The organism is Rhizobacter sp. Root404 (genome assembly GCF_001425865.1).
Classification (GTDB): Bacteria; Pseudomonadota; Gammaproteobacteria; order Burkholderiales; family Burkholderiaceae_C; genus LMDS01.
Window position 1 is genome coordinate 425,285 of record NZ_LMDS01000004.1, and the last position, 22,832, is coordinate 448,116.

Genomic DNA, 22,832 nt, shown 5'->3' on the forward strand with positions numbered 1-22,832 from the left:
GGTGCCCGATCACTTCGCCGCGAGCAGCGCGTTCAGGCGCTCCTGCAGGAACTCCTCGTTGGTGCGGCCGTCCTTGGCCGGCGCGCCCCAGTAGTCGGCGCTCCAGCGCACCGAGACCTTGAGGTTGGCCGGGTTGTTCGGCCAGCGCGACTTGACCTTCGCGTCGCCCGCCTCGTAGACCAGCGGCGACGGCACCGGCACGGCGTAGAACTCGGCCAGGCGCGCGGCCTTGTTGCTGTCCAGGCGCCACGAGAGCAGCTTGAGCGCGGCCTCGGGGTTCGGCGAGTTCTTCGGGATCGAGAAGAAGTCGTAGTACGTGAAGCCCTGGTTCCAGGTCATGTTCAGGCCGGCGTCGGGCTCCTTGATCATCAGGTCGTTGATGCGGCCGGCGTAGGCCATGCACATGTCGGCCTCGCCGTCGAGCATCAGCTGCGGCGCCTGCGCGGCGGTGGTCCACCACTTCACGACGTGCGGCTTGATCTCGGCGATCTTCTTCAGCGCGCGGTCGGCGTCGATCGGGTAGAGCTTGTCCATCGGCACGCCGTCGGCCATCAGCGCCGCCTCGTAGACGAAGCGCGACCAGCCCGGCATGCAGCGCTTGCCGGGAAACTTCTTCACGTCCCAGAAATCGGCCCAGGTCTGCGGCTTGGTCGACGCGTACTTCTTGTCGCTCCACGCCATCGTGACGCCGATCACCTGCAGCGCGACGCCCTTGGGCCGCACGGCTTCCTTGGGCAGGCTCGCGACCGTCTTCTTCGCCTCGGGCGAGAGCTTGTCGTACGCGATGTCGGCCAGGCAGCAGTCGCCGAGCAGGCGGGTCTCCTGGTCGAAGATGAAGACCAGGTCCCACTCGGTCTTGCCGGCGGCGACCTGCGCCTTCACGCGCGGGCCGCTGCGTGCCTCCTGCACGAGCTGCACCTTGATGCCGGTCTCCTTCGTGAACGGGTCGTACATCAGGCGCTTCAGCGCGTCGCCGTAGGCGCCGCCCGGGTCCTGCATGACGACCTCCTTGTTCTGCGCGACCGCCGGGGCGGCCAGGCACACGGCGAGGGCCGCGGTGGCGACCAGCTGCATCTTCATCGGGCTCGAGAAAGCGAGTTTCATCTTGTCTCCTTATGTGTTGAATGAAATGACCCGCCTCACGGCTGAGTCCGACCGGCGAGCGTCTTGCGGGCGAACGAGATGCCCGCGATGACCAACAGAACCTCCAGCGTCGACACCACCGCCAGCACCGGGTTGAGCTGGTAGTTGATGTCGGCCCACAGCCGCAGCGGCAACGTCGTCATGCGCGAGCCGGCCAGGAACATCGAGAGCACCAGTTCGTCGAACGAGTGCAGGAAGGCGAAGAAGCCCGCCGCCGCCAGGCCCGGCGTGATGCCGGGCAGCGTGACGTGCGCGAACACGCGCAGCGGCGAGGCGCCGTGCACCGCGGCCGCGAGCTCGAGCTTCTGGTCGACCGCCTGCAGCGCGGCGGCGACGATCACGACGACCAGCGGGATGCCGCCAATCGCATGCGCCATCGCCACGCCGGGCACGGTGCCGATCAGGTCCAGCCGCAGCACGAAGCTGTAGAGCGACAGGCCGAGCACGACCGGCGGCACGATGATCGGGCTGATCAGCAGCGTCATCACGATCGACTTGCCGCGGAAGTTCGAGCGCACGATGGCCATCGCGGCCGACGCGCCGATCAGCACCGCGAGCAGCGCCGAGACGATGGCGACGCCCACCGAGGTGCCGAACGCGGTCATCCAGTTGCTGTCGCTGATGAACTGCGCATACCAGCGCGTCGACAGCGCCGGCGGCGGAAAGGTCAGGAAGCTGGAGCGGCTGAACGAGATGATCGCGACAACGACGATCGGCAGCGTCAGTGCGGCGACGACGAAGCCGCCGGTCAGGCCCACGAACCAAGTGCCCACGCGCTCCGGCAGTGCGCCCAGCGCGCGCAGCACCGGCCAGCCGATCGCGTCGGCGAGCGCGGTCTTAACCGGCGAGGCCTGCCCCTTCTCGTGCTGCGGCCGGGTGCGGCCGGCGTTGTCGTCGAGCTTCTGGCCACCCCAGATGAAATCGAGCCCGAGAAAGCGCATCGCGACGCCGACCATCAGCAGCGTGATCAGCAGCAGCACGACCGCCAGCGCCTGCAGGAAGCCCTCGCTGCCGAGGAAGTCGGCCTGCTGGGTGATGTGCATCGCGAACATGTGGTCGCCGGGGCCGCCGAGCAGCGTGGGCGTGATGAAGAAGCCGAGCGCCGAGACGAACACCAGCAGGCAGCCCGCGCCGACGCTGGGCAGCGACAGGGGGAAGAAGATGCGCCAGAACACCGCCATCGGGCCGGCGCCGGCCGACCGCGCCGCGCGCAGCACGGCCGGGTCGATGCGCGACAGGCCGCTGTAGATCGTCAGCACCATCAGCGGCATCAGCACCGCGGACATGCCCAGCAGCACCGCGCCGCGGTTGAACAGCAGGTCGATCGGCGTATCGATCACGCCGATCGCGAGCAGCGCCTTGTTGATCGGCCCGTTGCGGCCGAGCAGCACCATCCACGCATAGGTGCGGATCAGGATCGCGACGAAGTACGGCAGGATGATCGCGCCGGTCAGCAGCGCCTTCGCGATGCCGCGGCTGCGGTGGATCAGCAGCGCGGTCGGGTAGCCGAACAGCGCGCACAGCACCACGACCCAGCCGGCGATCGCGAGCGTGCGCACCAGCGAATCCCAGTACAGCGGGACCGAGAACACGCGCTCGAAGTTGGCGAACAGCGTCGCGCCGGTCAGGCTGACGCGGAACAGGTCGAGCAGGGGCAGCACGTAGATGAAGCCGAGGAAGATCACGGCCGGCGCGAGCAGCCAGGCCGGGCCGCCACGCAGCGCGAAGCGGCGGGCCGGCGCCATGCCGGCGGGCAGCGTGGCCGTGCTCATTCGATCACCCAGCAGTCGGACGGCGACCACGCGACGCTGATCTCGTCGCCTTCGGCCGGCGTCTGGTCGTGGGCGCGGTCCATCGCGCGGATCTGCAGCATCGCGCCACTGGCCAGGCGGATGTCGACGCGCAGGATCTCGCCGAGGAACACCGCGTCGACGACCGTCGCCTTCAGCGAGTTCGGCGTGCCGGCAGGCACCACCATCACGCGCTCCGGCCGCACCAGCACCACGGCTGGGCCCGGCGCGACGGTGCGCATACCGAGCGCGACCTCGAAGCCGAAGCCCGCGCGGTCGCGGACCCGGGCGATGCCGTTGCGTGCCTCGATCACGTCGACCTCGATCAGGTTCGATTCACCGACGAAGCCGGCGACGAACTTGTTCGCCGGGCGGCGGTACAGATCGGCCGGCGTGCCGAGCTGCACGATGCGGCCGGCGTCGAGCACCGCGATGCGGTCGGACAGCGCGAGCGCCTCGCCCTGGTCGTGGGTGACGAAAATCACCGTCATGCCGAGCGATCGGTGGAGGTCGCGGATCTCGACCAGCGTCGATTCGCGCAGGCGCCGGTCGAGCGCCGAGAGCGGCTCGTCCATCAGCACCACGCGCGGACGCTTGACGATCGCGCGGCCGATCGCGACCCGCTGCTGCTGGCCGCCGCTGAGCTGCGTGGGCAGCTTCTGGGCGTGGTCCGACAGGCGCAGCGTCTCCAGCACCTCGGCCACGCGGCGGTCGGAGCCGGCCCGGTCGACGCCCGCCATGCGCAGCGGGAACGCCACGTTCTGCGCCACCGTCATGTGCGGGAACAGCGCGTAGTTCTGGAACACCATGCCGAAGCCGCGGCGGTGCGAGGGCACGTCCTGCACGGGCGCACCGTCGACCAGGATCTCGCCGGCGTCGACCGGCTGGAAGCCCGCGATCATGCCGAGCAGCGTGGTCTTGCCGCTGCCGCTGGGCCCGAGCAGGGTCAGGAATTCGCCCGGCTCGATCGCCAGGCTCAGCTTGTCGAGCACCACGACCTTGCCGAACTGGCGGGTCACGCCGTTCACGTCGATCCGGCTGCCGATGCGCTGAGCGGCTGCATCCTGCGCGATCGGCTTCGTGAGGGTCGGCGCCCGCGTCTGTACGGCTTGAAGCATGTCGTGGTCTCCTGGCTGAACGCCGTTCCGAGATCTGGAACCGAGTTCTGAATTTCTGCTTGGCGAGAAAGGTCTCTTTTGCGACATCCGGGAGTCTTTCCACCGTCGTTTCGGTCATGCCCTCGAGCGGTTCTCCAGAGGTAGAACGCTGCTCGTCGACGACCTAATGACGGCCATCATAGGTATTCGGATAAGACGAAGCAAAACGAAAAATTGCTTTGCTCAGCATCGGATTTGCTGATTAAGTGCAAACCCGTACGCTCTCTTAGCTATGAAAAGCGGCTGTGAGGAACGTCACAGGCAGCGTTGCGCCGGCCCGATTCGGGCCGGCTGAGTGGAGCGCACCGCTTGCGTGAGGGCGGGTCAGCGGGCGCTGACCGCAGGCTCGTTGGTGTAGCCCGAGACGAATTCCTTCGTCGTGCCGGTGTGCTCGTCGTAGACGTGGCGCCGGATGCGCCCGATGTTGCCGCCGTAGGCGTGGATGCTGATCGAAACCTGATCGGCGTACGCGTTCGAGACGCGGTGAATGTCCCCGATCGTCGGTGAGACGCGGTCGACATGGCGGGGCTCGAGCCGGTCCGCGCCAAGCGATCGCATGGGCCGGCCCTCGCCCTGCAACTCGAAGCGTTCGCCGATTTCGGCGCCGCGCAGCATGCCGATCAGCGCCCAGACGGTGTGGTCGTGAACCGGCGTCTTCTGCCCCGGGCCCCAGACGAAGCTGACGACCGAGAAGCGGTCCTGCGGATCGGCGTGCAGCAGGTACTGGCCGTAATACTGTGGGTGAGGCTGGGCAAACTCGCGCGGCAGCCAGTCGTCGGACGCGACGAGCTTGCCCAGGAGTTGGCTCCCTGCTTCGAGGATTCGCGGCTCGTCGTCCGTGCCCGCATCGAGCACGCGGGTCAGCCCGTCGATGAACTGCTGGAAGGCGATGGGGTGAGTCATGTCGTTTCTCCTGTCATGGTGTGGCGACGGAAAATCCTAAGATACCGCCTATGGAAATGATGTCTGTTCGGAAGTCCTGATGCTGATCCGTGCACTGCGTGCCTTTCTGGCCCTACACCGCTACGGCACCGTGGTCGCCGCCGCTGAGAAAGTGCACCTGTCGCAGGCCGCCGTCAGCGTGCAGCTCAAGAACATGGAGGAGGAGCTCGGAGTTGCGCTGTTCACGCGCACCAAGCGCTCGCTCGAGTTCACGCCCGCCGGCCACCAACTGGTGCGGCTTGCGGAACAGCTGATCTCGACCTACGAGCAGATGAAAGCGATCGGCGACAGCAGCGCCGTCGCCGGGGTGCTCTCCCTCGGCGTGATAAACAGCGCGCTGACTGGCGTGCTGCCCCGACTGCTGCGCAAGATGACCCTGGAGAACCCGAACTTGGAGGTGAAGGTTATCGCCGGCATCTCCGGCGACCTGGTGGCGCAGGTGGACGCCGGCACGCTCGACGCCGCGATCGTCACCCAGCCGCCCAAGCTGTTCCCGACCAACTTGGCGGTGCACCACCTGTACTCGGAACCCTTCGTGCTGATCACGCCGCACGACATGGCGTACACCGACGTGCCGCGCACGCTGGCCTCGGGCGCGCCCTACATCGCGTTCGACCGCAGCACGTGGGCCGGCCAGCTGATCGACGAGTTCCGCGCCCGGCGCGGGGTGCAGACTCGACCGTCGATGGAGCTGAATTCGCTCGACGCGATCGCCGCGGTCGTGAGCCAGGGGTTGGGCATCTCGATCGTGCCGCTGATCCGCGGCGCCGGCTGGCACCGCAACCCGAGCCTTCGCATCGTGCGGTTGCCGAATTTCGACCGCCCGGTCTCGCTGGTCGAACGCAAGCGCCACCTGCGATCTGCCCTGACCGCTACGCTGATTTCGTCGTTCGACGAGATCCCGTCGGACGACGGCGAAGTGACCGACTGAGAGCGTGCGCACAAACGGCCTTCAGCCACCCATCGGGTGCTGCAGGTAGCCGTCGCGCGTCTGCGGCAGGCGCTGGCCGAGGAGCTTGCTCGCGACCTGCGTGCGCAGCACCTGCGCGGTGCCGCCGGAGATCGTGAACATGCGCGCGTCGCGCACCATGCGTTCGAGCGGGCGGTCGCGGCCGTAGCCAGCCGAGCCGTGCACCTGGAGCGCGTCGTTGGTGACCTTCAGCGCAGTGTCCGACGCCAGCACCTTGGCCTGCGCGGCGGCCTGCATGTCGGGGAACTCGGTGCCGCTGACGGCGGCGCGCCAGATCATCGCGCGCGAGGCCTCGAGCTGGATCGACATGTCGGCCAGCATCCACTGGATGCCCTGGAACTCGGCGATCGGCCGGCCGAACTGGCGCCGCGCCTTGGCGTAGTCGATCGCCAACTCGAACGCGCCCTGCGCGATGCCGAGCGCCACGGTCGCTGCGCCCACGCGCTGCGCGTTGTACGCGTTCATCAGGCCGGCGAAGCCGCGGTCGGCACCGCCGGGCGGGCAGACCATCATCGTGGCCGGCACCTCCACGTTCTCGAACGTGACGTGGCCCTCGGGCACGCCGCGGATGCCCATCGCGTACAGGCGGCGAATCGTCATGCCGGGCACGTTCGGGCCGACGACGATGAAGCCGGCGATGCCGCGGTCGACACCGCCGTCCATCACTCGCGCGAAAATGAAGTGCAGCCGCGACACGCCGGCCCCGGTGATCCAGTGTTTGACGCCGTTGATGACGTAGGTGTCGCCGTGGCGGACCGCGGTGGTCTGCATGTCGGTGGCGGCGCTGCCGGCCTCGGGCTCGGTGATGCAGATGGCCGGCTTGTCGCCGTCGAGCACGAGCCCGGCGGCCAGACGCTTCTGCACCTCGGAGCCGTATTTCATGATCGCCCCGATCGCGCCCATGTTGCACTCGACCATGATCCGGCCCGATGCCGCGCAGACCTTCGAGAACTCCTCGATCGCGAGCACCGCGTCGAAGTAGCTGGCGCCCTGCCCGCCGTATTCGACGGGCATCGTCATGCCCATGAAGCCGTTGGCACGCAGCGCATTCACTGTGTGCCAGGGGTACGTTTCGGTTCGATCCACTTCCGCCGCAAGTGGACGCATTGACTCCACTGCAAGGTCACGCGCACGCGCCTGCAAAGCAATTTGTGATCGAGTCAATGTCATCGCTGCTCCGTTGAATACGGTGCCATTCTTGTCCATCGGTTTTCACATGACAAACGAATGTTATGAGCCCTGACGTTCGGCTTTCTTGATACTGAACCGCAGTTTGCAGTTCCGCCGGCGGTCCAGATGCTGCTGTTCACTTCACATCACCGCCTTTTCACACCAGGCGAATCTAAGAGGTGTAGAGGCGCTCAAGCGACCGCAGTGCAGCGGTTGCTGCCAGTCGATCCTGGCAGACCATAAGCAGACTTCTATCGCCTTGCAGTCATTGCAGCTAGCGGCGCGGAAGCGGCCGGCACTGCCTCAATCAAAACTGATGCCTTGAAGCCTTGGCAAGACGGTCAGTACGCACCCGGTCAGGGCGTCGCCATGTGGCCACTAAGTGCGGTTCGTCAAGCCACGTGTCGAGGTTGTCCCAGTCGTCGCCCATAGCCCAGCGAAGGGCTGACAGCTTCCCGCTGACCATCTCCCACTCGAAGTCGTCGTAAGGGCCGATGTTGTCAGGGCCAGCCCTTTCTCGGCCTTCTTCGCCGCCTTGAGTGCACCCTTACCCTTGCTCATGCGTAGGCACGTCAATGGAGCTGAAGGATGGACAATCTCGGGACACTGCGGTGACCTTTGTCGCCGCGAACCAAGATGAGTTCCGAATGACCACCACCGCACCGACCGCAGGATTGCAGCTCCGTTCACTCGTCAAGCCCAGCGGAGAACTGGAACTGTCCCTCCAGACCGTCACGCTGTCGCCGCCAGGCCAGGATGAGGTGATGGTCCGCATCGAGGCGTCGCCGATCAATCCGTCCGACATCGGACTGCTGTTCGGCGCCGCCGACATCAGTTCGGCCCGCCGGTCCGGAACCCCTGCGGAACCGATCCTCACCGCACCCATCGCCGAAGCGGCGATGGGCAGCATGGCTGGCCGACTGAACGTGTCGCTGCCGGTCGGCAACGAAGGCGCCGGCGTGGTCGTGGCAGCGGGTGCATCGGCCGACGCACGGGCGCTGCTTGGCAAGACCGTGGCCGTGCTCGGCGGCGCGATGTACGCACAGTACCGGGTGCTGCCCGCCGACCAGTGCCTTGTTCTTCCACCCGACGCAACGCCTGCCGAGGGCGCCTCCTGTTTTGTCAATCCACTCACGGCGCTGGGCATGGTCGAGACGATGCGACGCGAAGGTCACACTGCGCTGGTGCACACCGCGGCGGCGTCCAACCTCGGCCAGATGCTGAACCGCATCTGCCAGCAAGACGGCATCGCGTTGGTGAACATCGTCCGCAAGCCCGATCAGGTGGCGGTGCTCAAGTCGATCGGCGCGCAGTACGTGTGCGACAGCAGCTCGGCCAGCTTCTTGCAGGACCTCACCGAGGCACTCATTGCCACCGGCGCGACGCTGGCGTTCGACGCCACGGGCGGCGGCAAGCTGGCCGGGCAGATACTGGGGTGCATGGAGGCCGCGTTGAACAGGACCGCCAAGGCGTACAGCCGCTACGGATCGACGACGCACAAGCAGGTCTATCTCTATGGCGGTCTCGACACGCGCCCCACCGAGTTCATCCGCAACTTCGGCATGGCCTGGGGCATGGGAGGCTGGTTGCTGTTCCCGTTCCTGCAAAAGATCGGTCCCCAGGCCGCGCTCACGCTGAAGCAACGCGTCGCTGCCGAGCTCAAGACGACCTTCGCCAGCCACTACGCCGGCGAGCTGTCAATGGCCGAAGCCTTGCAGCCGGAATGGATCGCTGTGTATGGACAACGCGCCACGGGTGCGAAGTACCTGATCAATCCGCACAGACGTTGACTTGAGCGCCGACGGCAAGGCGATGCAGCCAGCGGCGGTATCGTGTCCTGCGCAGCGTTGTCCATGGAGACGGCGTCGAAGGCGACGGAGGTAGCGTCCACTTGCCGCGATCTGCATATAAGCAACGCGAGTCGGCATGCCAAGGCGGGAGCCCCGGCCTCATTTCGTGGTCTCAATGGCCGTGACCGCAATGACGCCATCGACCCGCTCCGCCGTGAACTTGACCTTGTCTCCTTCCTTGAGGCCATCGAGAAGCTTCGGCTCGGCGGCCTTGAAGACCATGGTCATCGCGGGCATGTCCAGGTTCTTCAGCGGGCCGTGACGCAGCGTAACTTTGCCTTGCCCTTTGTCGACCTTACGGACCTCCCCCTCGCTCTGAAGCGCGACCGCAGCAGCAGGATGATGTGCCGCGTGGTCGGCGCCAGACGCCGCGGAGATCTGCGCATGGGCGGTCAGCGCGGTCGCGAGAACCGCTGCGGCGATGATATGGATGAGCTTCATGTCGGACTCTCTCAGAGTTTCGGGTAGTGGGCGAAGACGGTTTCTCGACCGCTTCTGTCGATTAGGAACACGTCGTGGGCAGGCACGTGACCCTCCACGACATGGCCATTGACGACGCCGGTGTGGCGCTCTTGAACACTTCCACCAGCGGCAACGCGGTCGCTGCGAGGGACGGCAGAGCGGCAATCGAAGCGCCCACAGCGGAGACGGTCAGAAAGTGGCGGCGCTTCATTTCACAACCACCTTCCCGACCATACCCGCCTCGAAGTGGCCGGGCTGCAGGCACGCGAACTGGAATTCGCCCGGCTTGGTGAACTGCCAGACGATTTCGCCAGCTTTACCAGGCTTCACGTGAACCATGTTGGCGTCGGCATGCTCCATCTCCGGGAACTTCTTCATCAGCTTCGCATGCTCAGCAATGGCTCCCTTGGTGCCGAGGACCATCTCATGCAGGACCTTGCCGTCGTTGTGCAACAGGAACTTCACCGTCTCGCCTCGCCTGACGGTGACGTCGGACGGTATGAAGCGCATGGCGTCGGTCATGTCGACCTTGATGGTCTTGGTGACCTGCTTCGGATTGCCTTCCTGTCCGAAGTCAGTGAGGTCGACCTTGTGCGCGTCGAACTTGCGAGGTGCTGCGCGCTCTTCGTTGCCGTGCGCGAACGCGCCGCCCACGCCAACCGTGAACGCGGCGAAGACTATGGATTTCAGGTTCATCACGAATCTCTCTCAAACTCATCTTGCGCACCGCGGACGCAAAGCCAGCGGCGGATTTCCCGTGCGATGGGCGCACGAGCCGGTACGGCCTCTCAGAGGAGGCCTGCTGGGGTCAGATGGGTCGTGGAGGACGTTCCAGTCCGTCCGACTGGAAGGCAGGGATGCGCGTCGTGAGCGCGGGGAAGGTGACCAAGGACGTCAGACCGGGCTCGCCCAAGGATGGCACCGTGCCGAGGATGGATGCCATGCAGCAGCCGCTCGCGCAAAAGTGGCAGGTGGCTGGGTGGTCAGCCGAGCTGCTGTCGGCGTCCGGTTCCACCTCGCTCGCGTGATGATGCGCCAACGAGCGGTCAGCATGCAGGCCGTGGTCGTCGTGCTCAGCGGACACGGCGCCGGTCAAGGTTCCTTCAATGTCCGGACACAGCATGGTCGCCGCCACCGCGCCCCGGACGGGAAGCAGGATGGAAAGCAAGACCAGAATGATGATTCGGAGGTGTTTCACGTTCAGTGATTGTCGGGCAGATGCTCGGTCCGCGCAGGTCAGCGGCGAGACTGAGACCGAACGCGCTTGACCTTCTCATGGTGGGAAGGTCGACAGTTCTTCCATCGAATACCAACTGGAGAGCTGAATGGTCACATTCGAAGTCAAAGACATGACCTGCGGGCATTGTGCCGGCGCCATCATCAAAGCGGTCGCATTCGTGGACCCGGATGCCAAGGTAACCGTGGATTTGGCAGCGCATCGCGTGCACGTGGAAGCGGGTGCGGCAACGACGGCCGTCCTGGGCGATGCCATCTCGGTGGCCGGGTACACGCCTGTCCCCGTCGCGGTCGCAGCAGCCCAGTCCGCAGCTGCGGCGCCACGCAAGGGATGCTGCTGCGGCTGAGCGGCGGACTCGCCTCAACCGGCGGACGCGGGGCGGGTCAGCCTGCCATCCGTGCGCACTCATCGGCGCACTTCAGGCAAGCCTTGGCGCAGGCCTGACAGTGGTCCATCTGGTGCTTGCCGCACTCCGCGGCACAGGCCCGGCAGACTTGCGCACACAGCTGGCAAAGCTGCTTGGCGAAAGCGCTCCCTCGTGCGATAGCGCCGGCCGCTGTTCTGCACAGCGCTGCGCAGTCCATGTCCAGCGCGATGCATCGCGCCATCATCTTGACATCCTGCTCCTGCAGACATGCCGTCGAGCAATGGTCACATGCGTCCGCACACGCGTTGCACGCATCCAGGCAGGCTTGATTGACTGAGTTGGTCATGCTGTCTCCATTCGACGTTGAGAGTGCTCAACATTCGCAGGGACCAGCGCGGCGCGCAATCAGCCAGTTCCTACAACTCGGCGCCCCGTTGGCTGGGCCAGCGGACGAGGCCCTCTTGACGCACATCAACAGTTACGTCTCCCTCGCCGCGCATCCTTCTCGGGAACCACCTGGAGAAGAAGATGAAGCTCGTCCTTACCGCAATAGCCGTGAGTCTGTTGGGGGGATGCTCGTCGATGCCCCGGGGCTCATCCAAGGAAGCCGACGAACACGCAGCGCACCACCCGGTCAGTTCGCCAGCTGCCGCTGCGCCTGATGGCTACGACCAGAAGATGAAGCTGATGCAAGAGATGCATCAGAAGATGGCCCTGGCCAAAACGCCAGAAGAGCGCACCGCGCTGATGAACGACCACATGAAAGCCATGCACGAGGGCATGAGAATGATGGGTCAGATGGGCGGCAAGGGCATGGAAGGCGCAAAAGGAGAGATGCGCATGGACCCAGCGATGATCGAGCGCCGCATGGAAACGATGGAAATGATGATGCGGATGATGGTCGACCGCGAATGCCCGCGCACCCCGGGGACCGAGTAGGGAAGAATGCCGCGCTGACCCCTCGCCAGTCCAGTCCGGTGTCGTGGCACCCGCGGTCGCAGCGGACCGCTTGATCGATGCCGGTAGCCCGAGGGCGAATGGACTAGACCGCCGCTGCGACCGGGAAGCTGACCTCGACCCGCAGACCACCCAGCGATTCGGACCTGGCCGCGTGAATCTCGGCGCGGTGCACCGCTGCGATGCGTCGCGCGATGGACCAGCCCAATCCGCTGCCCTCCTGCCCGCTCCCCACCACGCGGAAGAACCGCTCCCCGATGCGCGCCAGGTCGGGCGGGGACATGCCTGCGCCGCTGTCGTCGACCTGCAGCCTGACCGCGCCTCGCCGGGCCGAGACCGCGATCTTCACGACCGCCTCCGAGGGACTGTATCGAATCGCGTTGTCGACCAGGTTGCGCACCATCACCGCCAGCAACGTGGCGTCTCCCGGGACCACGCACGGGTTCGCGGCATCGACCTCGATCGCCTGCTGCTTGTTCAGCGCCAGGGGAGCCACCTCGGCGACGACCTGGCGCACCAGTGCGGCCAGGTCGACCGCGAGCAGCGACGGCTCGGCGCCAGACTCGAGCCGCGCCAGGGTGAGCAGCTGATCGACCAGACGCGCGGCCCGGTCGCATCCCTGCAGCGTCGCCTGCAGGGCGTGGGCGCGTTCGGAATCCACCGTCGCGCCCAGCGCGACCTGCGCCTGCGCGCGAATGCCGGCGATGGGCGTGCGCAACTCGTGCGCCGCGTCCGCGGTGAAGCGGCGCTCCGACTCGAGCAACTCGGCGATGCGCGCGAACAGGCCGTTGAGGGCCTCGATCATCGGCGTCATCTCCGAGGGCGCATCGATCAAGGCGATCGGCCGCAGGGCGCTCGGCCTGCGCTGCGCCAGCGTGCGCTCCATGACCCGCAGCGGCGCCACGCCCCGGCGCACCGCCCACCACGCCGCCAGGGTCAGCAGCGGCAGCGCCAGCAGCATCGGGCCCAGGGCGCTGCGCAGCACGGCCCACAGGATCGCGTCTCGCGATTCGACCTGTTCACCCACGAACACCTGAACGTCGCGCTCGCGACCCCGGGCGGCAAAGACGCGCCATGTCGTGCGGCCGATCTCGACGGTCCTGAATCCGTCGACGACCCGCCCTTCGAAATCAAGCATCGGGGTTGATGGCGCATTGGATGAGCGCAGCGCCAACGACCCTTCGTGGAAGACCTGGAACGCCACCTTGGGCGCGTAGCGGTGCAGCGTGGGCGTGTCGACTGCGTGGTCGTCGTCGAGGTCTCGCGCCTGCTGCACCACCAGCAGCGCCGCGGCCTGCGCCAGATGGCTGTCGAGCAATTCGTCGAGCTCGTGTCGCACGTCGATCCACGTCAGCGCGGCGGTCACGAGCCAGGCGCCGACCACCGACCCGAGCACCAGCACCAGCAGTCGCCCCTGCAGCGAGCGGGGCAGTCTCATGGCGACGTCGGGAGATCGCGTCCCAGGCAATAGCCCACGCCGCGCACCGTCTGGATCAGCGCGTTGCCGAGCTTGCGCCGCAGGTGGTGGACATGGACCTCGATCGCGTTGCTCTCGACCTCCTGGCCCCAGCTGTACAGGTGCTGTTCGAGCTGCTCGCGAGACAGGACGCGTCCCGTGTTGAGCATCAGCGCGTGCAGCAGATCGAATTCGCGCGCCGACAGCATCACCGCAACCCCCGCCTGCGTCACCGACCGGGCCGCCGGATCGAGCGTCACATCGCGCGCACGCAGTCGCTCCTGCGGCTGGCCGTGAGCGCGCCGCACGAGCGCGCGCAGTCGGGCGGCCAGCTCGTTCAGATCGACCGGCTTGACCACGTAGTCGTCAGCGCCGATGTCGAGGCCGCGCACGCGATCGGACACCGCATCGCGTGCCGTCAGCACCAGCACGGGCAGCGTGAACCCGGCCTGGCGGACGGACGCGAGGACGCCCATGCCGTCCTTCAGCGGCAAGCCAAGGTCGAGCACGGCCGCGGCGTAGGACTGCGCCCGCAACTCACGCTCGGCGGCCTCGCCGTCGCGCACCCAGTCGACCAGGAAGCCAAGCTGACGCAGACCGACCCGCAAGCCATCGCCGAGCAGGGGATCGTCTTCGGCGAGAAGAATGCGCATCGTGACGGGATTGTCGCCGGGCCGCCTGAGCTCAATCGTCGTCGCGATCGTGGTCCTTGGAGATCGACGCGGTGGCGCTGGCAGTCGCTGGCGACGACGGGGAGTGCCACTGCACCCACCAGAATCCCAGCACGACCACCAGCATCAGCAACGCGACGCTGCGCCAGGCACTGCGCACGCCCTCTTCCGGGCGGCCGGCCCGCCGCCCGGTCACCATGGCACCGATCAGGTTGGTGCGGTGCATCCGGGAGGCGAGCAGCACGCCGGCCACGTGCACGCCGACGATCGCGAGCATCACGTTGGCCGCACCTTCGTGGAGTTCTTCCAGCCAGTGGCCGCCAACCGCGTTGTCGGTCGCCCAGCCCGCCGCGGCGACGACCAGCGTCATCCCCAGCAACGCGACGATCGCCAGCGCGCCTGCGGGGTTGTGACCCGCATGGTGTTCGGGCTGCCGCCGCACGAGGCCGCGCATGTAGCGACCGATCTCGGCGGGGCCACGCACGAAGCTCGAGAAGCGCGCGTGCCGCGTGCCGACCAGACCCCACACGATCCGGAACACCACCAGGCCGGCCATGGTGTAACCCAGCGTCACGTGCACCAGGCGCCAGCGTTCGCTCTCCGCGGTGAGGTAGGCACCGGCGAAGCTGAAGACCATCAGCCAGTGGAAGAGACGCACCGGCGCATCCCAGATCAGCACCTTGCGGGCTGGCGATCGGCGCGCCGATTCGTCGATCGGGGACTCAACGGGGGATGCGGACGGTGTGTTCATTGAAATCTCCTTGATCGGCTCGGGTGTGGCAGGCGACGCAGTTCGCCGCACTCTTCACGGCGGGGCGTTTCCATGCGTCGGGCGGTACGTCGTCGTGCTGGCGAATGAACCACGCGGACCTCGTGATCCGGTCCTGCGGCGGCGCCTCACCCGCCCGCCGGTAGGAGCCGGCGTTCGCGCCCAGCCACGTGGCGAGCTCCTTGACCGTGGCCGCGTCCAGCGACGCGTCGGTCCCGAAGTGGCGCGGCAGGTTGTTCATCAGGCGGCCCCACGATTCGGCGGGGAGCATGCCCGGCGGGAAGGCCACGTGGCAGGCGGCGCATTCCTGCTTGTACTTTGCCAGCAGGGCCACGCCCGGCCCTCGGCGGTCATCGCCCGCGCGCGCCGCATGGCCGGCCGCCAGCGCGGCGAAGAGAACCCAGAAGGCCGGGTGATTCCAGGCGCGGCGCCTCATCGGACTGACCTCAGCCAGCTGATCACGTCCGCCTTCTCGGCCGGACTGCATTCGCGACCCATCACATCGTTGCAATTGCGGCGGAACCACTTCTCGGTCTTCGCCGCGTCTGCGAATCGATCGGGATTGAAGGCAGGCGCCAACGGGGCGATCGGCTTGCCGGTGGCCGCATGCCGGCCCGCCTGCGTCGGCACGGCGCCGTGGCAGGACGCGCAACTCCACTCGCGCCCGTGGCGGCTCGTGAACAGCTGCTGGCCTCGATCCGGGACGGCAGGCGTGGCGGACAGCGCGCTGTAGCCCGCCTGCAGATCGGCAGGCGTCGCGGCCTGCGCCGCGGCCCCGAGTGCGGCGAGCAGCAAGGCGGCTGCGAGGTGGATCGAAGTGGATCGGGTCATGGCATCTCCTTGCCCGCCATGGTGTGGCCCCCGCCTTAGCGTTTTCTTATGGGACCCGCCGCCATGTCACGGGCGGCTCCGCTTGCGCAGGATCAAGCGCACGCCGGCAGGCGCGTGCTCCACTGGAGCGGGCGGAACGGAATCAGCGCGACGCGTTGGAACACGAATGAAGAGACTGTCCACGGTGGGGCTGCAGCCTTGCGCCGACGCGCATCGGGCCGACGCGTCGGCGCTGCCCGCCCGCGCCGCGGCATGAGCCAGGCTGAGCTGCCCCAAGGCCTGAGCGACGACGAGGCCGGCCGTCGCCTGTCGACGCACGGCCCCAACGAGATCGAGGACCGCGAGCGCCACGGCCTCGCGAGCACGCTTCGCGGCGTGGCCACCGAGCCGATGTTCCTGCTGTTGCTGGTCGCCGCGGCCATCTACCTCGTGCTCGGCGATCTCGGCGAGGGGCTGCTGCTGGCCTTCTTCGCGGTGGTGACCGTGGGCCTGGTGATCTTCCAGGAGCGCCGCAGCGAGCACGCACTGGATGCCTTGCGCGGCCTGGCATCGCCCCACGTGCGCGTCGTGCGAGGCGGCCAGGTGCGGCGCATCGCGGCGCGCGAGCTGGTGCCGGGAGACCTCTTCCTCGTCGGCGAAGGCGAGCGGGTCGCCGCCGACGGCATCGCGCGCGAGGCCGGTGGCCTGGCGGTCGACGAATCGCTGCTCACCGGCGAGTCGGTGCCGGTGCGCAAGCGCGCGTCGCAGCAGGCCGCGGGAGCGAGCGCCGAGCCGATCGGGGGCGACGACACGCCGCATGTGTACGCGAGCACGCTGGCCGTTTCGGGCCATGCCCTGGTGGAAGTGCTGGCCACCGGCCGCGGCACCCGCGTCGGCCGGATCGGCGCTTCGCTCGCCGACATCGAGACGGCACCGACGCCGCTGCAGCGCCATCTGCGACGCCTGGTGCAGGTGTTCGGTGCGGTGGCCGTCCTGACCAGCGCGGCGCTCGTGGCCTGGTACGGGCTGCAGCGCGGCGACTGGATGCAGGGTGTGCTGTCGGCGATCGCGCTCGGCATGGCGATGCTGCCGGAAGAGTTCCCGATGACGCTGACCGTGTTCCTCGCGCTCGGCGCATGGCGGCTCGCGCGCATCAAGGTCCTGGCGCGCCGCCCGGCCGTCATCGAGGCCCTGGGCGCAGCCACCGTCCTGTGCGTGGACAAGACCGGCACGCTGACCGAGAACCGCATGCGCCTGGCCCGGCTCGTGACCGACGGGGCGGACATCGTCGCGAAGCCCGGCGCACCCCTGCCCGAAGACGTGCACCGGCTGCTCGAGTTCGGCATGCTTGCCTCGCGGCGCGGCAGCATCGACCCGATGGACCGCGCGCTGCTCGACCACGGCGACACGGCCCTCGCCGATACCGAGCACCTGCACCCGGACTGGCAGCTGACGCACGAGTTCCCGCTCAGCCCCGAGTTGCTCGCGATGTCGCACGAATGGACCGACGCGGCAGGCGTGCACCGAATCGCGGCCAAGGGCGCACCCGAAGCCGTGTTCGACCTGTGCCACCTCGGCCCGCAACGGGTCCAGGCCTTGCTGGTGCGGGTCCGCCTGCTGGCCGACCAGGGGCTTCGCGTGCTGGCCGTCGCCGAAGGCTCATCGGCGGACGGCGCGACCGCGAAGCAGCAGCACGACTACGACTTCGACCTGCTCGGCCTGGTCGCCTTCGAAGACCCGCTGCGCGAGAGCGTGCCGGCGGCCGTGGCGCAGGCCCGCGAGGCCGGCATCGCGGTGGCGATGATCACCGGCGACCACGCCGCGACGGCGCTGGCGATCGCGCGCGAGGCCGGCATCGACATTGCCGCCGGCACGCTGACCGGCGCCGAACTCCAGCGCATGGACGAGGCCGCGCTGGCCGATGCGGTGCGCCGAGTCCGCGTGTTCGCGCGCGTCCTGCCCGAGCAGAAGTTGCGGCTGGTCGAGGCGTTCCGTCGCAACGGCGAGACCGTCGCGATGACCGGCGACGGCGTCAACGATGCGCCGGCCCTGAAGGCCGCGCACATCGGCATCGCGATGGGCGTGCGCGGGACCGACGTGGCGCGGGAGGCGGCCGGTCTGGTCCTGCTCGACGAGGACTTCGGCCGCATCGTCGGCGGCGTGCGCATGGGCCGCCGCATCTTCGACAACCTGCGCAAGGTCATGATCTACATCACCGCCATCCACGTGCCGATCGCCGGGCTGGCGCTGCTCCCCCTCGTGTTCGGCTTGCCGCCGCTGATGCTGCCGGCCCACGTCGTGCTCACCGAGATGGTCATCGACCCGGTCTGTTCGCTGGCTTTCGAAGGCGCGCCGGAAGACCCGCGCGTGATGCGCAGGCCGCCGCGCCGCTCGGACGAAGGCATCGTGGGCTGGCCGATGCTGTGGCGGGGCCTGGCGCAAGGCGGCAGCCTGCTCGCCGCCACGATGGCGATCTACGTGCTCGCGCTCCAGGCCGGACGCGACGCCGATGTCGCGCGCACGCTCGCGGTGATTGGCCTCACTCTGGGCAACCTGCTGCTGGTGGCGGTCAACGCGACGGTCGGTGTCGGATGGCGCACCCTGTTTACCGCGAGCGCTCTCGCGTTCTGGGGAGTCGCCGCAGCGGCGTCAGTAGCGCTGACGGTGTCCCTCGCTGTTCCCGCCACAAGACGCTTGCTGCATTTTGGCGTCCCTGCCATTGGCGATCTGGCGTTGAGCATTGCTGTGGTCGCCGTTTCGGTTTCGCTAGGAGCCGTATTGAGCTTTCGCGCGCGCCTTCAGCGCGACCAGCACCAAGCCAATGAGGACGAGCAGCATCGTGTTCCTTGAGACGAGTTGACTATCGAATTCGCCGCGAGGCCGCCCCATCACGCGCCGACCGATCAGGTGCTCATGCGTCGCGAGTCACCCGAGTGGATCGCTATCGCCGCCCACCGCCTGCACTACCGTTGGCGCTCAATCACCCCCCGTGCAACTTGAAGACGTTGCCGCGCACCCCATCATTGGCGAGCTGACGGTCAGAGCGCGGCTCGGGCTTGGCAAAGAGGTCCAGGCGGAGTCTTGAGTAGATGCAGCTGAGCGGTATCAGCCGTTCGCGTTGCGTCAACGGGTGCTCTACGTTAGGCGTGTTTCGCCGCCAAGCCGCCGCGAACCCATGAGTCCAATGCATGACCGAGTTGCTCGTCCTGCGGGACTTCAACCTCTGCAACTTCCATTGAACCGGGAACCCGCCACGCGCCTGGATAGGCGGCCTCGGCGTCTTCTGCGGACATGCGATGCCGGCTGATGCGCAATTTCTCTGTGAGGTCGTCATGAATGAACCAGAGCCAAAGTTCAACGCGCCTTTTCATTCCTGCCTCCTGAGATTGAAGGAGCGCTCGGACGTTTTTCCTGCGGTGCAGGCGCGTGTGACCTTCCCTGCCAATGAACGGGTCACGGCAACAGCTGGCGCAACCGAACCGTGCCTCTCAAACGCTTTACGCGCAACGCTCTCGCAAACGCTCCTGTCGAGCTTTGTCTCGAAGCGGTACGCGGTGGCGAACTCCTCGCACCAAGCCTCGCGCATGTTGATGTCGCCGAATTTCATGGGAACTTTTTACCAATTCGGCCCGGCTGAAGCCAGGGAAAAGGTACGCAGCATGACGTAGGAGTTCTCTGACCGAACCCCGGCCGCGATTGCCGAACTCTCTTAGGTGGCCTCGGTCGCACTGCCACCCAGGCCTTCGCAGGCCCGGCGCAGACGCTGCTCGGCAGCATCGGCCACCGACCGGACTTCCGGCTTGCCGACCAAGTTCACCATGATCTGCGGATCGAGGAAACCGACGACGACCCGGCCCGGCGCCTCTTCGCGGACGATCACGTTGCACGGCAGCAGGAGGCCGATGTCGGGCACGGCAGTCACGGCCTGGTATGCGAGCGGAGGGTTGCAGGCCCCGAGGATGCGGTAGGGCGACATGTCCTTGCCGAGCTTCTCCTTCATCGCGTGCTGGACGTCGATGTCGCTCAGGATGCCGAAGCCCTCTGCCTTCAGCGCGGCCGTGGTCTTCACGATGGCCTCGTCAAACGACAGGCCCGTGAGCGTGGTGGTGAATCCGTACATGGTGAATCTCCGGTTTGCGCTGTCATTCAGGCAGCTGCGGTGGCCGCGGGCAGCGGCGCGTAGACCAGCTTCGACAACTCACCGAGGCCGATCGGTGGTACCGACAACCAGGGCAGCGCGTAGAGCCGCTGGGCGAGACCTCCTGACATGCGCGCGATCTGCTTGCGTTCACCTGCCAGCCGGGCCTGCAGCAAGGGATCGCGCGTTCTCGCCGCCAGCACGCTCTTGTTGAGCACCCAGGCATACGGCTCTATGCGGGCGCGACGCAAGTCGTCCTGCAGCGCAGCGGCTTGCGACACCGGCGTCACCTCGGGCAAGGTGACCAGGATGATCTTCGTGTACGCCGGATCCTGCAGTCGCATCAGCGGCGTGACGACGCGCGTCGCGCCATGGCCTTCGAACTCGCGCGTCATCTGCCGGTGGTAGGCGCCGGTCGCGTCCATCAACAACATCGAGTGCCCGGTGGGCGCCGTGTCCAGAACGACGAAGGCACTGCGGCCCTCGCCGACAATGCGCGAGAAAGCGTGGAAGACCGCCACCTCTTCGGTGCAGGGCGATTGCAGGTCCTCCAGCAATAAGGCCTGCTCCTGAGCGTCGAGCTGGGGGGACCTGGCCGCCATGATCTTGTCGATGTAGCGTTGCGTCTCGACCTTTGGGTCAATGCGGCTCACCTTCAGGCCCGGCAGGTCGCCGTCCAGCGTGCCGTTCAGGTGCGCTGCCGGATCGGTCGTGCTCAAGTGCACGGTCTTGCCGCGCTGCACGAGGCCGACTGCAAGGGCCGCGGCGACGGTGGTTTTGCCCACACCGCCCTTGCCCATCACCATGATCAGGCCACGACCGGCCGCGGCCAGGTCATCAGCCAGCGTCGCGAGCCCGGGAAGCGCGTCGATATCCCCGTCGTGCGGTGTCGCCCGAAGTGCCGCCGGTCCGGCTCCGGGGACCAGCAGAGCGCGCAAAGCCGGCAATCCGACCGTGTCGAAGGGGCGCAGGGGGACCCTGTCCTGCGGCAGCGCGCGCAACGATGCGGGCAGGTCGTTCAGTGCCTGCTGCCCCAGGTCCTCGATCGCACGGGCCACGGCGTCGCTGCGGTCACTGGCGTGGAACACACCGTTGATCGCCAGGCGCTGGTTGTTCAGGCCCAGCTCGCGCAATTCAAGTGACGTGCGCGCTGCCTCTGCAATGGCGCCGCGGTCAGGCCGGGTCACCAGGACGACCGTGGTCTTCGCGGGGTCACTCAGCGCGTCCAGCGCGCCCTTGAACCGAACCTCCTGCATCTTCAGGCCAGAGTGCGGCCCGAGACACGAGGCACCGCGGTCGTTGCCATCCAGGAAGCCGGTCCATGCCTTGGGCAGGCTGAGCAGGCGCAGGGTGTGCCCGGTCGGCGCCGTGTCGAAGACGATGTGGTCCCAGGCTTGCGCGCCTTCGGCGAGCAGGGACGAGAACTCGTCGAACGAGGCGATCTCGGTCGTGCACGCACCCGACAGCTGCTCTCGCACCGTCGAAAGTTCCTCAGCGGTCGCGCCCGCGCCCATCTGCGCCAGCACGCGCTGGCGGTACGACTCGGCCGCGTTGTCGGGGTCGATGTTGAGCACCGACAGGCCGGGTGCGCCGGGCACGGGTACCGGCGTGTTGCGCAGTTCGATGCCGAGCATCTCGTCCAGGTTGGACGCGGCATCGGTGCTGACGAGCAACACCTTCTTGCCGGCGTCGGCCAGCGTCAGCGCCACGGCTGTGGACAAAGAGGTCTTCCCCACGCCGCCCTTGCCGGTGAAGAAGAGATGTCGGGTGGGGTGATCGATGCACCCGACGCTGGTGGGCTTGAGCCAGGACTTCACGTCCTCATGCGACGGAATGCCGCCGCTGTGGACGACTTGGTCTGCGATGACGACGGCCGGCGTGGCATGCACACGATAGCCCCTGATCTCGTCAGGATTCTCGACCTTGACGATCTCGACTTCGACACCTGCATCTCGGGCGGTGCGCTCGATGATGCCGATGGTGCTTTTGCACTTGCTGCAGCCCGACCCCAGAACCTTGATCTTCATGGTTGTGTCCTCTGAGGAAACTATGCTCCGCCTGATGCCGACACACTTTGACCTCGATCAGCCTGCAGGGCGGGAGAGATGGCGTCTGTTCGCCACCGCACCACGGGCATCGCCAGAGAGTCCCGCAGCGAGGGTTCTTGTACGCACAATTCGGTCACTCCCTCGACTCCCGATCACTTGGTCAACGTCATGAAGAACCTCGTCCTTTCGCTTGTCGCGGTTGCCGCCGCTGTCTCGGTGCCAGTTCTCGCTGCCGACGCGCAGCGTCAAGCCGAGGTTGCCAAGCTCGGTGTCGACGTGATGCCGTTCAGCCTCAAGGCCACCACCCATGTCTTCACCAAGTCGGCCAAGGGCGGAATCCAGCGGGTGGTCGCCAAGAACGCAGCCGACACCCGGCAGGTCGCGCTCGTGCGCGAACACCTGCATGAAATTCAGGCTCAGTTCCTGAAGGCGGACTTTTCCGGACCGAGCCACATCCATGGTGCCGACATGCCCGGGCTCGCCGAGCTTCGGAGGGCCAAGCCCGGGCAGGTGAGCATCGCCTATAGGGAGGTGAAGGGCGGCGCCGAACTCCGCTACCGAACGGTGGATGCCAAGCTCGCGGCGGCCCTGCACCGGTGGTTCGATGCACAACTGTCTGACCACGGCGCCGACGCCATGGTCGGGCACACGCATCACGACCATGGGGCGATGACGAAGCCGTGACCGAACGGCGGAAGTTCGCGTTCTAAGCAGCGTGGCGGGTCTTGCTTGTCTGGAGCGTGCTGAACTTTGCCCACCCGTACATCCTATGAAAGTCGACCGTCTGGAGTCAGCCTGATCCAGGCGCTGAACGGTGAACAGTGGAGCGAGAGCTGATACAGGCCGATTCGCCCAGGTGCACCACCTAGCCGTCACTGGTTCACACTGTCGCCAT

24 protein-coding genes are annotated in these 22,832 nt (G+C 67.0%); 6 read left to right on the forward strand and 18 right to left on the reverse strand.

The window, feature by feature from the left end; all coding sequences use genetic code 11:
- Positions 1–9 precede the first annotated feature (9 nt).
- From ASC76_RS06540 to ASC76_RS06555, 4 genes are all read right to left on the reverse strand, one after another.
- Entirely contained in the window at positions 10–1,104 is a 1,095-nt protein-coding gene (locus tag ASC76_RS06540; RefSeq protein WP_082548847.1) for an ABC transporter substrate-binding protein, read from the reverse strand.
- A 35-nt stretch (positions 1,105–1,139) separates the two neighbouring features.
- Positions 1,140–2,915: an ABC transporter permease subunit gene (locus ASC76_RS06545; protein WP_056464139.1), complete on the reverse strand. Its 1,776-nt coding sequence runs from the start codon at positions 2,913–2,915 to the stop codon at positions 1,140–1,142.
- Complete coding sequence (locus ASC76_RS06550; RefSeq protein WP_056464141.1) at positions 2,912–4,051, reverse strand: ABC transporter ATP-binding protein; 1,140 nt, start codon at positions 4,049–4,051, stop codon at positions 2,912–2,914. Before ASC76_RS06550 ends, ASC76_RS06545 begins: the two co-directional genes overlap by 4 nt.
- A 363-nt stretch (positions 4,052–4,414) precedes the next feature.
- Positions 4,415–4,993 (reverse strand): cysteine dioxygenase, encoded by a 579-nt coding sequence (locus tag ASC76_RS06555; RefSeq protein ID WP_056464143.1) that lies wholly within the window; start codon positions 4,991–4,993, stop codon positions 4,415–4,417.
- A 79-nt stretch (positions 4,994–5,072) separates the two neighbouring features.
- On the opposite strand from ASC76_RS06555, the gene ASC76_RS06560 reads away from it, so the two are divergent.
- A complete protein-coding gene (locus ASC76_RS06560; protein ID WP_056464145.1) occupies positions 5,073–5,963 on the forward strand; it encodes a LysR family transcriptional regulator in 891 nt (296 codons plus the stop codon).
- Positions 5,964–5,984: 21 nt separating this feature from the next.
- Here the strand turns inward: ASC76_RS06560 and acdA are convergent, their stop codons facing one another.
- Positions 5,985–7,172 carry a 3-sulfinopropanoyl-CoA desulfinase gene (acdA, locus tag ASC76_RS06565; RefSeq protein WP_056466995.1) on the reverse strand — a complete coding sequence of 396 codons (1,188 nt, stop codon included), beginning with the start codon at positions 7,170–7,172 and terminating at the stop codon, positions 5,985–5,987.
- A 647-nt stretch (positions 7,173–7,819) separates the two neighbouring features.
- Here acdA and ASC76_RS06570 point away from each other — a divergent pair.
- Positions 7,820–8,962, forward strand: coding sequence for a zinc-binding dehydrogenase (locus ASC76_RS06570; RefSeq protein WP_056464147.1), 1,143 nt, complete (start codon positions 7,820–7,822; stop codon positions 8,960–8,962).
- 159 nt (positions 8,963–9,121) lie between these two features.
- On the opposite strand, the gene ASC76_RS06575 is transcribed toward ASC76_RS06570, so the two are convergent.
- The 3 genes from ASC76_RS06575 to ASC76_RS06585 all read right to left on the reverse strand — a co-directional run bounded on the left by ASC76_RS06575 (position 9,122) and on the right by ASC76_RS06585 (position 10,682).
- Positions 9,122–9,463 carry a copper-binding protein gene (locus ASC76_RS06575; protein WP_056464149.1) on the reverse strand — a complete coding sequence of 114 codons (342 nt, stop codon included), beginning with the start codon at positions 9,461–9,463 and terminating at the stop codon, positions 9,122–9,124.
- 228 nt (positions 9,464–9,691) lie between these two features.
- Entirely contained in the window at positions 9,692–10,180 is a 489-nt protein-coding gene (locus ASC76_RS06580; protein WP_056464151.1) for a plastocyanin/azurin family copper-binding protein, read from the reverse strand.
- Between the two features lie 112 nt (positions 10,181–10,292).
- Positions 10,293–10,682, reverse strand: a complete 390-nt coding sequence (locus ASC76_RS06585) for a hypothetical protein (RefSeq protein WP_056464153.1) — start codon at positions 10,680–10,682, stop codon at positions 10,293–10,295.
- A gap of 127 nt (positions 10,683–10,809) precedes the next feature.
- Between ASC76_RS06585 and ASC76_RS24345 the strand changes: the two genes are divergently transcribed.
- Positions 10,810–11,067, forward strand: coding sequence for a heavy-metal-associated domain-containing protein (locus ASC76_RS24345; RefSeq protein WP_082548849.1), 258 nt, complete (start codon positions 10,810–10,812; stop codon positions 11,065–11,067).
- Between the two features lie 37 nt (positions 11,068–11,104).
- Here ASC76_RS24345 and ASC76_RS24350 read toward each other — a convergent pair whose 3' ends face one another.
- The gene (locus ASC76_RS24350; protein WP_082548850.1) at positions 11,105–11,434 is read right to left on the reverse strand and encodes a four-helix bundle copper-binding protein; all 330 of its coding nucleotides are present in this window, start codon (positions 11,432–11,434) and stop codon (positions 11,105–11,107) included.
- A 182-nt stretch (positions 11,435–11,616) separates the two neighbouring features.
- Between ASC76_RS24350 and ASC76_RS24355 the strand changes: the two genes are divergently transcribed.
- Entirely contained in the window at positions 11,617–12,027 is a 411-nt protein-coding gene (locus ASC76_RS24355; protein WP_082548852.1) for a hypothetical protein, read from the forward strand.
- A gap of 103 nt (positions 12,028–12,130) precedes the next feature.
- On the opposite strand, the gene ASC76_RS06595 is transcribed toward ASC76_RS24355, so the two are convergent.
- The 5 genes from ASC76_RS06595 to ASC76_RS06615 are packed head-to-tail and all read right to left on the reverse strand — an operon-like array spanning position 12,131 to position 15,772.
- Entirely contained in the window at positions 12,131–13,483 is a 1,353-nt protein-coding gene (locus ASC76_RS06595; protein ID WP_056464157.1) for an ATP-binding protein, read from the reverse strand.
- Positions 13,480–14,154, reverse strand: coding sequence for a winged helix-turn-helix domain-containing protein (locus ASC76_RS06600; RefSeq protein ID WP_056464158.1), 675 nt, complete (start codon positions 14,152–14,154; stop codon positions 13,480–13,482). The genes ASC76_RS06595 and ASC76_RS06600 overlap by 4 nt, the downstream gene beginning before the upstream one ends.
- A 31-nt stretch (positions 14,155–14,185) precedes the next feature.
- On the reverse strand, positions 14,186–14,923 hold the full coding sequence (locus ASC76_RS06605) for a cytochrome b/b6 domain-containing protein (protein WP_082548853.1): 738 nt from the start codon (positions 14,921–14,923) through the stop codon (positions 14,186–14,188).
- Positions 14,895–15,377: a diheme cytochrome c gene (locus tag ASC76_RS06610; protein ID WP_056464160.1), complete on the reverse strand. Its 483-nt coding sequence runs from the start codon at positions 15,375–15,377 to the stop codon at positions 14,895–14,897. The genes ASC76_RS06605 and ASC76_RS06610 overlap by 29 nt, the downstream gene beginning before the upstream one ends.
- Positions 15,374–15,772 carry a DUF1924 domain-containing protein gene (locus tag ASC76_RS06615; protein ID WP_056464162.1) on the reverse strand — a complete coding sequence of 133 codons (399 nt, stop codon included), beginning with the start codon at positions 15,770–15,772 and terminating at the stop codon, positions 15,374–15,376. The genes ASC76_RS06610 and ASC76_RS06615 overlap by 4 nt, the downstream gene beginning before the upstream one ends.
- 252 nt (positions 15,773–16,024) lie before the next feature.
- On the opposite strand from ASC76_RS06615, the gene ASC76_RS06620 reads away from it, so the two are divergent.
- Positions 16,025–18,601: a cation-translocating P-type ATPase gene (locus tag ASC76_RS06620; RefSeq protein WP_056464164.1), complete on the forward strand. Its 2,577-nt coding sequence runs from the start codon at positions 16,025–16,027 to the stop codon at positions 18,599–18,601.
- Between the two features lie 290 nt (positions 18,602–18,891).
- On the opposite strand, the gene ASC76_RS25115 is transcribed toward ASC76_RS06620, so the two are convergent.
- From ASC76_RS25115 to arsA, 4 genes are all read right to left on the reverse strand, one after another.
- Positions 18,892–19,122, reverse strand: coding sequence for a hypothetical protein (locus ASC76_RS25115; protein ID WP_157615372.1), 231 nt, complete (start codon positions 19,120–19,122; stop codon positions 18,892–18,894).
- Entirely contained in the window at positions 19,119–19,358 is a 240-nt protein-coding gene (locus tag ASC76_RS25120; RefSeq protein ID WP_157615374.1) for a hypothetical protein, read from the reverse strand. The genes ASC76_RS25115 and ASC76_RS25120 overlap by 4 nt, the downstream gene beginning before the upstream one ends.
- Positions 19,359–19,460: 102 nt before the next feature.
- Complete coding sequence (locus tag ASC76_RS06625; protein WP_056464166.1) at positions 19,461–19,871, reverse strand: DUF302 domain-containing protein; 411 nt, start codon at positions 19,869–19,871, stop codon at positions 19,461–19,463.
- A gap of 26 nt (positions 19,872–19,897) precedes the next feature.
- Positions 19,898–21,916, reverse strand: coding sequence for an arsenical pump-driving ATPase (gene arsA, locus ASC76_RS06630; RefSeq protein WP_082548855.1), 2,019 nt, complete (start codon positions 21,914–21,916; stop codon positions 19,898–19,900).
- A 189-nt stretch (positions 21,917–22,105) separates the two neighbouring features.
- On the opposite strand from arsA, the gene ASC76_RS06635 reads away from it, so the two are divergent.
- Complete coding sequence (locus ASC76_RS06635; protein WP_056464169.1) at positions 22,106–22,621, forward strand: hypothetical protein; 516 nt, start codon at positions 22,106–22,108, stop codon at positions 22,619–22,621.
- Positions 22,622–22,832 lie beyond the last annotated feature (211 nt).